The sequence below is a fragment of the Streptomyces rapamycinicus NRRL 5491 genome (assembly GCF_024298965.1).
Taxonomy (GTDB): Bacteria; Actinomycetota; Actinomycetes; order Streptomycetales; family Streptomycetaceae; genus Streptomyces; species Streptomyces rapamycinicus.
Map to the genome: position 1 here is coordinate 7,580,938 of NZ_CP085193.1, position 10,404 is coordinate 7,591,341.

The 10,404-nt window shown below is 74.0% G+C and carries 1 protein-coding gene; it reads left to right on the forward strand.

Annotation, left to right across the window (positions count from 1 at the left end; translation table 11 throughout):
• Nucleotides 1-8: 8 nt before the first annotated feature.
• The gene (locus LIV37_RS31960; protein ID WP_121824268.1) at nucleotides 9-10,394 is read left to right on the forward strand and encodes a type I polyketide synthase; all 10,386 of its coding nucleotides are present in this window, start codon (nucleotides 9-11) and stop codon (nucleotides 10,392-10,394) included.
• Nucleotides 10,395-10,404: the final 10 nt, after the last annotated feature.

The window sequence follows — 10,404 nt, forward strand, 5'->3', positions numbered from 1 at the left end:
ACGTTTCCGTGGCTAGCGCGAACGAAGAGAAGCTTCTCGACAATCTGAAGTGGATGACCACTGAGCTGCGCCGGGCCCGTCGCCGCCTGACCGAGGTGGAGGCGGACGCGCAGGAACCGATCGCCATTGTGGCGATGAGCTGCCGTTTCCCCGGTGGCGTCGGTTCACCCGAGGATCTGTGGCAACTGGTCGCGGAGGGCGGCGACGCCATTTCCGGATTCCCCGCCGACCGCGGCTGGGACATCGAGGGACTGGCCGATCCGGACCCCGACCGCAAGGGCACCTTTTACAACAGCGGCGGCGGATTCCTCGACGGCGCCGCCGAATTCGACCCCGGATTCTTCGGCATTTCGCCGCGCGAGGCCCTTGCCATGGACCCGCAGCAGCGGCTGCTGCTGGAGACGTCGTGGGAGGCGTTCGAGCGCGCGGGAATCGACCCGACGTCCGTCAAGGGCAGCCGCACCGGTGTGTATGTGGGCGCCTCGGCCATGGGCTACGGCTCCGATGTCCAGGGCGCGCCGGAGGAACTGGAGGGCCTGCTGCTCACCGGCGGTGCCACCAGCGTGCTGTCCGGCCGTATCGCCTACACCTTCGGCCTCGAGGGCCCGGCCGCCACGATCGACACCGCGTGCTCGTCGTCGCTGGTCGCGCTGCACTGGGCGGCCCAGGCGCTGCGGCAGCGCGAATGCTCGCTCGCCCTCGTCGGCGGCGTCACCGTGATGCCCAACCCCGATGTCTTCGTGGAGTTCAGCCGCCAGCGCGGCCTCGCCCCCGACGGACGCTGCAAGTCCTTCGCCGCGTCGGCGGACGGCACCGGCTGGTCCGAGGGCGTCGGCGTACTGCTGGTCGAGCGGCTGTCGGACGCGCGCCGACACGGCCACCAGGTGCTGGCCGTCGTGCGCGGCAGCGCCGTGAACCAGGACGGCGCGTCGAACGGTCTGACGGCGCCGAACGGCCCGTCCCAGCGGCGTGTCATCCGCCAGGCGCTGGAGAACGCCCGGCTGTCAGCCGCCGAGATCGACGTCGTCGAGGCGCACGGCACGGGCACCACGCTGGGCGACCCCATCGAGGCGCAGGCGCTGCTCGCCACCTACGGCCAGGAGCGGCCCGAGGGGCGGCCCCTGTGGCTGGGCTCGCTCAAGTCCAACCTGGGCCACGCCCAGGCGGCGGCGGGCGTCGCGGGCGTCATCAAGATGGTCATGGCCATACGCCACGGCCTCATGCCCAAGACCCTCCACGTCGATGAGCCCTCCCCGACCGTCGACTGGACGGCGGGCGAGGTGTCCCTGCTGACCGAGGCCCGTCCCTGGGACGAGACCGGCAGGCCGCGCCGAGCCGGTGTCTCGGCCTTCGGCGTGAGCGGCACCAACGCCCACACCATCCTGGAGCAGGCCCCCGAGCAGGAGGAGGCTCGGGAAGATTCTCCGGAGCCGGACGGGGACGCCACCCCGGCCGCGAACGCCGCGCCGGTCACCGCCACCGTGCTGCCGTGGCTCCTCTCCGCCAGGAACGCGGCGGCGCTGCGCGACAACGCCCGGCGCCTCGCCTCCCACCTCGACCGCGAACCCGCCCTCGGCACCGTCGACGTGGGCCACTCACTGGCCACCGGCCGGGCGGCCCTGGAGCACCGCGCGGTGCACGTGGGCGAGGACCGCGCCGGGCTGGCGGCGGGCCTGGAGGCGCTGGCGCGGGGGGAGTCCGCGCCGGGGCTGGTCGAGGGCACGGTCGTCGAGGGCGAGACGGCGTTCCTGTTTGCGGGGCAGGGGAGTCAGCGGCTGGGGATGGGGCGTGAGTTGTATGGCGCCTATCCGGTGTTCGCGGAGGCGTTGGATGAGGTGTGTGCGGAGCTGGATCCGCATCTTGAGCGGCCGCTGAAGGATGTCCTGTTCGGGGGCGATGCCGAGGCGCTGGGTCAGACGGGGTTCACTCAGCCTGCGTTGTTCGCGGTTGAGGTGGCGTTGTTCCGGCTGGTTTCGGAGGCGTGGGGTCTGCGGCCCGATTTCCTTTCCGGGCATTCGATTGGTGAGTTGGCCGCCGCGCATGTGGCGGGCGTGTTGTCGCTGGCGGATGCGGCGCGGTTGGTGGCGGCGCGTGGGCGTTTGATGCAGGAGCTTCCGACCGGTGGCGCGATGGTCGCGGTGCAGGCGTCGGAGGACGAGGTGGCGCCGCTGCTGACGGAGCGGGTGTCGATCGCGGCGCTCAATGGGCCGTCGTCGGTGGTCATCGCGGGTGATGAGGACGCGGCTCTGGAGATCGCTTCCGGTTTCGAGGCGCGGGGTCGTAAGACCAAGCGGCTCACCGTGAGCCACGCGTTCCATTCGCCGCGTATGGACGGGATGCTGGAGGCGTTCCGCGAGGTGGCGCAGGGGCTGTCGTACGAGGCTCCGAAGATTCCGATCGTGTCGAATCTGACCGGTGGCGTGGTGTCCGCCGAGGAGATCACGACTCCCGACTTCTGGGTGCGCCACGTCCGCGAGGCCGTCCGCTTCCTGGATGGCATCCGCACCCTCGAAGCGCGCAACGTCACCACGTACATCGAGCTGGGCCCGGACGGGGTCCTGACCGCGATGGCGCAGGACTGCGTGACCGACGCCACGTCCGACGCCGCGTTCATCTCGGCGCTGCGCAAGGACCGTCCCGAGGCCGAGGCGCTGACCACGGCCGTCGCGCGTGCCCATGTGCGCGGTGTGGCGGTGGACTGGGCCGGATACTTCGCCGGTAGGGACGCCCAGCACGTCGATCTGCCGACGTATGCCTTCCAGCACGAGCGGTTCTGGCTGGAGCCGGGTGCGGCGTCCGTAGGCGATGTGGCGTCCGTGGGCCTGGAGCTGGCCGGGCATCCGCTGCTCGGCGCCGCCGTGCCGCTGGCGGAGACCGATGGGCTGGTGTTCACGGGACGGCTGGGTGTGGATACGCATCCGTGGCTGGCCGATCATGTGGTGCAGGGCGCGGTGGTGCTGCCCGGTACGGCGTTCGTGGAGCTTGCCGTTCGCGCCGGTGACCAGGTCGGCTGCGACCTGCTCGACGAGCTGACCCTGCACGCCCCGCTGGTGCTGCCGGAACGCGGTGGCGTCCGGCTTCAGCTCACCGTCGGCGCGCCCGATGGCGCCGGACGGCGGTCGCTGACCGTGCTGTCCCGCGCGGAGGACGCCCCGGCCGAGCAGCCTTGGACGCGACACGCCGACGGTGTGCTCGCCACGGGCGCGCCCCGGCCGTCGTTCGCGCTGACCGCGTGGCCGCCGCAGGGCGCCGAGGCGGCCCGTACCGAGGAGCTGTACGCGGCGCTCGCGGACGGCGGGCTGCGGTACGGCCCGGTGTTCCAGGGGCTCACGGCCGCCTGGCGGCGCGGGGACGAACTCTTCGCCGAGGTCCGGCTGGACGAGTCCGCCGCCTCCGACGCGCAGGCGTACGGCCTGCACCCGGCGCTGCTCGACTCGGCGCTGCACGCGCTCGGCCTGGACGGCCTGGGCGACGGTGATGGCGACGGCGACGGCCAGGGGCGGCTGCCGTTCGCCTGGAGCGGTGTGTCGCTGTACGCGAGCGGCGCGCCCGCGCTGCGGGTACGGCTTGAGCCGCGTGGCGCGGACGGTGTCCGGCTGGAGATCGCGGACGCGGCCGGTGCGCCGGTCGCGGCCGTGGACTCACTGGTGCTGCGCGCCGTGTCGGCCGAGCAGGTGCGGGCCGCGCGGGCGGCATACCACGAGTCGCTGTTCCGCGTGGAGTGGACCGAGCTCCCGGCCGGGGCGGGCGCCGGCGCGCCCGGCGGCGGTCGCTGGGCGGTGCTGGGCACGGATGCGTTCGGGTTGGGTGCCACGGCATACGCGGACCTCGCGGAGCTGGGCGAGGCCGTCGATTCCGGAACGGCCCTGCCGGACCAGGTCGTGGTTTCCCTGACGTGGGATGGTGCGGCACTCGAATGCCCGGGTGCGGCATCTCCGGCCCGTCCGGCGTTTGAGGACCGGGGCCTTGGGTCGGAGCCTCAAGTTTCGGGAAGGGGCGGGGTGGGGGAATCGCCCGCCACCACGGCGCACCAGGCCACCACCCAGGTGCTGGGCCTGCTGCAGCAGTGGCTGGCCGACGACCGCTTCACGGACTCACGTCTGGTCCTGCTGACCTCGGGGGCCGTGGCCACCGAGGCCGGAGAGCCGGTGGCGGACCTCGCGGGCGCCGCCGTCCACGGTCTGCTGCGCACGGCGCAGGCCGAGAACCCGGACCGCTTCGTCCTCCTGGACGTCGACGGCCAGGACGCGTCGCTCGCGGCGCTTCCGGCCGCGCTGGCGGCGGGCGAGGAGCAGCTGACCGTACGTGCGGGCGTGGCCCGCATCCCGAGGCTGGCCAGGGTGCCGGTCGCGGAAGAGACGACCACCGAGAACACCTTCGACCCCGAGGGCACGGTGCTGGTGACCGGCGCGTCCGGTTCGCTGGGCGGGCTGGTGGCGCGGCATCTGGTGGCCGAGCGTGGCGTACGGCATCTGCTGCTGGTGAGCCGCCGTGGCGAACAGGCCCCCGGTGCGGCCGAACTCGGCTCCGAGCTGGCCGGGTTGGGCGCCGAGGTGGCCTGGGCGGCGTGTGATGTGGCGGACCGGGACGCGCTCGTCGCGGCCCTCGCCACCGTTCCCGCCGAGCATCCGCTGACCGCCGTGGTCCACACCGCCGGTGTGCTGGACGACGGTGTGATCGGCTCGCTGACGCCTGAGCGCATAACGCACGTCATGCGCCCGAAGGTGGACGCGGCCTGGAACCTCCACGAGCTCACCCGCGAGCTGGACCTGACCGCCTTCGTGCTGTTCTCCTCCGCCTCGGGCGTGTTCGGCACCCCCGGCCAGGGCAACTACGCGGCCGCCAACGCCTTCCTGGACGCCCTGGCCGCACACCGCCGCGCCGAGGGTCTGCCCGCCGTCTCGCCGGCCTGGGGCCCCTGGGCGGGCGCCGGGATGGCCGGTGGCCTGGACGAGGCCGACATCAGCCGGATGCGGCGCGCCGGACTGCCGCCGCTGTCCCCGGCGGAGGGCCTGGCGCTCCTGGACGCCGCGCTCACCACGGACGAGGTGGCACCGGTCCCGATGCGCGTGGACGCCGTGGCGCTGCGCGCCCAGGCCGCGGCGGGCGCGCTGGCGCCGCTGCTGCGCGGGCTGGTGCGGGTCCCGGTGCGCCGCGCGGTGGACACCGCCGCGGGCGGCGGTTCCGCGCTGGCGGAGCGGCTGGCCGGGCTGGGCGAGGCGGAGCGGGACCGGGTGCTGCTGGACCTGGTGCGTACGCAGGTGGCGGCCGTCCTCGGCTATGCGGGCCCGCAGGCCGTCGAGGAGGGCCGGGCGTTCAAGGACCTGGGCTTCGACTCCCTGACCGCCGTCGAACTGCGCAACCTGCTGCGCGAGGCCACCGGGCTGCGGCTGCCGCCGACGCTCGTCTTCGACTACCCCACCTCGACCGCCCTGGCGGGCCATCTGCGCCAGGAGATCGTGGGGGACCCGGCCGACGCCATCGTCCCCGACCGGGTGATCAGCGCGGTGGACCGCGACGACCCGATCGCGATCGTCGCCATGAGCTGCCGCTTCCCCGGCGGGGTGCACTCGCCCGAGGAGCTGTGGCAGTTGCTGGTGGCGGGTGACGACGCCATCACGCCGTTCCCGGCCGACCGCGGCTGGGACCTCGCCACCCTCTACAGCGACGACCCCGACCTCGAGGGCACCAGCTACACCCGCGAGGGCGGCTTCCTGCACGACGTGGCCGACTTCGACGCCTCGTTCTTCGGCATCTCGCCGCGCGAGGCCCTCGCCATGGACCCGCAGCAGCGGCTGCTGATGGAGACCACCTGGGAGGCGTTCGAGCGGGCCGGGATCGACCCGGCCGCGCTGCGCGGCAGCCGTACCGGCGTCTACATCGGCTCCAACGACCAGGACTACCTGACCCTGTGGCTGAACGAGCCGCAGGGCCTCGAAGGCCACCTCGGCACCGGCAACTCCTCCAGCGTGGCCTCCGGCCGCCTCTCCTACGCCTTCGGGCTCGAAGGCCCGGCGGTCACCATCGACACCGCCTGCTCGTCCTCGGTGGTGGCGCTGCACCTGGCGGCGCAGGCGCTGCGCAACGGCGAATGCTCGCTCGCGCTGGCCGGTGCCGTCACCGTCATGTCCACCCCGGGCGCCTTCCTGGAGTTCAGCCGGCAGCGCGGACTGGCCGCCGACGGCCGGATCAAGGCGTTCTCCGGTGACGCGGACGGCACCAACTGGTCCGAGGGCGTCGGCCTGTTCCTGGTGGAGCGGCTCTCCGACGCCCGCAGGAACGGTCACCCGGTGCTCGCCGTCCTGCGCTCCACCGCCATCAACCAGGACGGCGCGTCCAACGGCTTGACGGCGCCCAACGGCCCGTCCCAGCAGCGCGTCATCCGGCAGGCCCTCGCCAACGCCGGGCTGTCGGCCACGGACATCGACGTCGTGGAGGCCCACGGCACCGGCACGACGCTCGGCGACCCGATCGAGGCGCAGGCGCTGCTCGCCACCTACGGCCAGGACCGGCCCGAGGACCGCCCGCTGTGGCTGGGCTCGGTGAAGTCCAACATCGGCCACACCCAGGCCGTGGCGGGCGCCGCCGGCATCATGAAGATGGTCATGGCGATGCGCCACGGTGTGCTGCCGCGGACCCTGCACGTCAGCGAGCCGACCCCGCACGTCGACTGGACGGCGGGGGACATCGAGCTGCTGACCGAGGCCCGGCCCTGGCCGGAGACCGGCCGTCCGCGCCGCGCGGGCGTGTCGTCGTTCGGCTTCAGCGGCACCAACTCGCACGCCATTATCGAGCAGGCCCCGGCCATGGATGCGGTCCCCGCGCCCGCCCCGGAGCGGTCCCTGCCCGTCCTCGCCTGGCCGGTCTCGGCCCGCACCGAGGACGCGCTACGGGCCCAGGCCGCCCGGCTGCGCCGCTCCGTGGCCGCAGCCGGGGCCGACGGTCCGCGCCCGCTCGACCTCGCGTACTCCCTGGCCACTTCGCGCGCCGCCCTGGAACACCGGGCCGTGCTGCTCGGCCGGGACGGCGACCTCCTCGGCGACCAGCTGGCGGCGCTGGCCGAGGGGCGTGGCACGGCGGGGCTCGTCGCGGGCTCGGTGGCCGGTGGCAAGGTGGCGTTCCTGTTCACCGGTCAGGGCAGCCAGCGGCTGGGGATGGGGCGTGAGCTGTACGACGCCCACCCGGTGTTCGCGGAGGCTCTGGACGCGGTGTGTGCTGAGCTGGACGGGCACCTTGAGCGGCCGTTGAAGGACGTCCTGTTCGGGGATGACGCCGAGGCGCTGGACCGGACGGGGTTCACTCAGCCCGCGCTGTTCGCGGTCGAGGTGGCGCTGTTCCGGCTGGTCTCGGAGGCGTGGGGGCTGAAGGCGGACTTCCTGTCCGGGCATTCGATCGGTGAGCTGGCCGCCGCGCATGTGGCGGGTGTGCTGTCGCTCGCCGACGCCGCGAAGTTGGTGGCCGCCCGTGGGCGTCTGATGCAGGAGCTGCCCACCGGTGGCGCGATGATCGCGATCCAGGCGTCCGAAGACGAGGTGACGCCGCTGCTCACCGAGCGCGTCTCGATCGCCGCGCTCAACGGGCCCACCTCCGTGGTCATCGCGGGCGATGAGGACGCGGCGCTGGAGATCGCTTCCGGTTTCGAGGCTCAGGGCCGTAAGACCAAGCGGCTCACGGTCAGCCACGCCTTCCACTCCCCGCGCATGGACGGCATGCTGGACGCGTTCCGCGAGGTGGCGCGGGGGCTCACCTACGAATCCCCGCGCATCCCCATCGTGTCCAACCTGACGGGCGAGCTGGTCTCCGCCGAGGAGATCACCAGCCCCGACTTCTGGGTGCGCCACGTCCGCGAGGCGGTTCGCTTCCTGGACGGCGTACGGACGTTGGAAGCCCAAGGCGTCACCACCTACGTCGAGCTGGGCCCCGACGGTGTCCTCACCGCCATGGCCCAGGACTGCGTGACCGACGCCGACACGGCCGCCTTCGCCACCGCGCTGCGCAAGGGCCGCCCCGAGGCGGAGACCGTCACCACCGCGCTCGCCCAGGCGTATGTCCGGGGCGCCGAGGTGGACTGGGCCGGGTACTTCGCCGGGACCGGCGCGCACCGCGTGGACCTGCCGACGTACGCGTTCCAGCGCCGCCGCTACTGGCCGGACACCGCCCCGGCGGCCGGGACCCCGGCCGAGGGTGCCATGGACGCGGTGGACGCGCGGTTCTGGGAGGCGGTCGAGCGCGAGGACTGGGAGTCGCTCGCCGGTGAGCTGCGGGTCGAGGGCGACCAGCCGCTCAGCGCGGTGCTGCCCGCCCTGTCGTCGTGGCGCCGCGCCCAGCGTGAGCGGTCCGCCGCCGACGGCCACCTCTACAACGTGATGTGGAAGCCGCGTCCGCGGGGCGGCCCGTCGGGCGCCCCGGCCCCGTCCGGCACCTGGCTGACCGTCGTCCCGGCGAGCCACGCCGACGACCCGCGGCTCACCGCCGTGGCCGAGGATCTGACGCGGCGCGGCGTGCACGTCGTCACGCTCGAACTGGACACCGTGGACACCGACCCCGCCGCCGTGGCCGACCGCCTCGCCGCGGCGACGGTCGACGGCCCGGTGGCCGGGGTGCTGTCCCTGCTGGCGCTGGACGAGCGGCCGCACCCCGAGCATCCGGCGGTGCCGGTCGGCCTCGCGCTGACCGGTGCGCTGGCCGAGGCGCTGGCGCGGCGGGGCGGCGACGCCCCGGCGCGGCTGTGGTGCGCCACCCGGGGCGCGGTCTCGACCGGCGGCGCCGACCGGCTGGACAGCGCCACCCAGGCCCAGGTCTGGGGCTACGGCCGCGTGGTCGCCCTGGAACAGCCCGAGCGCTGGGGCGGTCTGGTCGATCTGCCGGAGACCGTGGACGAGCGGGCGCTGGACCGGCTCGCGGCCGTACTCGCCGGGTCGGACGACGAGGACCAGGTGGCCATCCGCGCCACCGGGGTCTTCGTACGCCGTCTCGTCCCGGCCCCGCGCACCGCGGCCACCGCGGCCGCCGAGCCCTGGACGCCGCGCGGCACCGTGCTGGTGACCGGTGGCACGGGCGCCCTGGGGCGGCATGTGGCCCGCTGGCTGGCCGACCACGGCGCGGAGCGGCTGGTGCTGCTCAGCCGCCGTGGCCCCGACGCGCCGGGCGCGGCCGAGATCATGGCCGAACTGTCCGGCACCGACACCGCCGTGACCGTCGAGGCGTGCGATGTGGCCGACCGCCAGGCACTCGCCGCGCTGGTGGAGAAGCTGGCCGTGGGCGGCACCCCGGTCCGGGCCGTGGTGCACTCGGCCGGGATCTCCCAGGAGCCCGGCACCGGCACCGAACTCCCCGAGTTCGCCCGGATCGTGGCGGCCAAGACGACCGGTGCGGTCCACCTCGACGCACTCTTCGGCGCGGACGCCGACCCGCTGGACGCCTTCGTGCTCTTCTCCTCGATCGCCGGGGTGTGGGGCAGTGGCGGCCAGGGCGCGTACGCGGCCGGAAACGCGTTCCTCGACGCGCTGGCCGAACAGCGCCGGGCCCGTGGCCTGCCCGCCACCTCCGTGGCCTGGGGCCCGTGGGCGGAGGGCGGCATGGCCGCCGAGGGCGACGCCGGGGAGCAGCTGCGCCGCCGTGGACTGCCGCCCATGGCACCGGAGTTGAACATGGTCGCCTTCCAGCGGGTGCTCTCCCGCGAGGAGACCGCCGTGACGGTTGCCGATGTCGACTGGGAGCGTTTCGCCCCGGCCTTCACCGCCGCCCGCCCCCGCCCGCTGATCGACGATCTGCCGCAGGTGGCCAAGGCCCTGCGCGGCGACGTCGAGCCGGCGGACACGGTGGCGGCCGACGGCGCGTCGGGCCTGCGCGAGCGGCTCGCCGGGCGGTCCGCGGCCGAGCGCGAGGACGCGGTGCTCGAGCTGGTCCGCACCCATGTGGCCAGCGCCCTCGGCCACGCCTCCGCCGACGAGGTCGAGGCCGGACGCGCCTTCAACGAACTGGGCTTCGACTCGCTCACCGCGGTCGAACTGCGCACCCGGCTCGGCGCCGCCACCGGCCTCAAGCTGCCCGCGAGCCTGGTCTACGACTACCCGACACCGGCCGCGCTCGCCGAGCACCTGCTGACCGAGCTGGTCCCGGACGGACCGGGCCACGGCCCCGGCCACGCCCTGCCCGATGTGGACCTCGACCCGCAGGACGCCGAGCTGCGCCGCACCCTGGCCACCATCCCGATGAGCCGGATCCGGGAGGCCGGGCTGCTGGACACGCTGCTCAGGCTGGCCGATCCACAAGCCGCCACTTCCGACCCCAGCCGCGCCGAGGACGAGGCGGAGTCCATCGACGAGATGGACGTCCAGCACCTCATCGACATGGCACTCGACCTCGACAGCCTCGACGGCAACGATTCCTGACGCGGGCCCA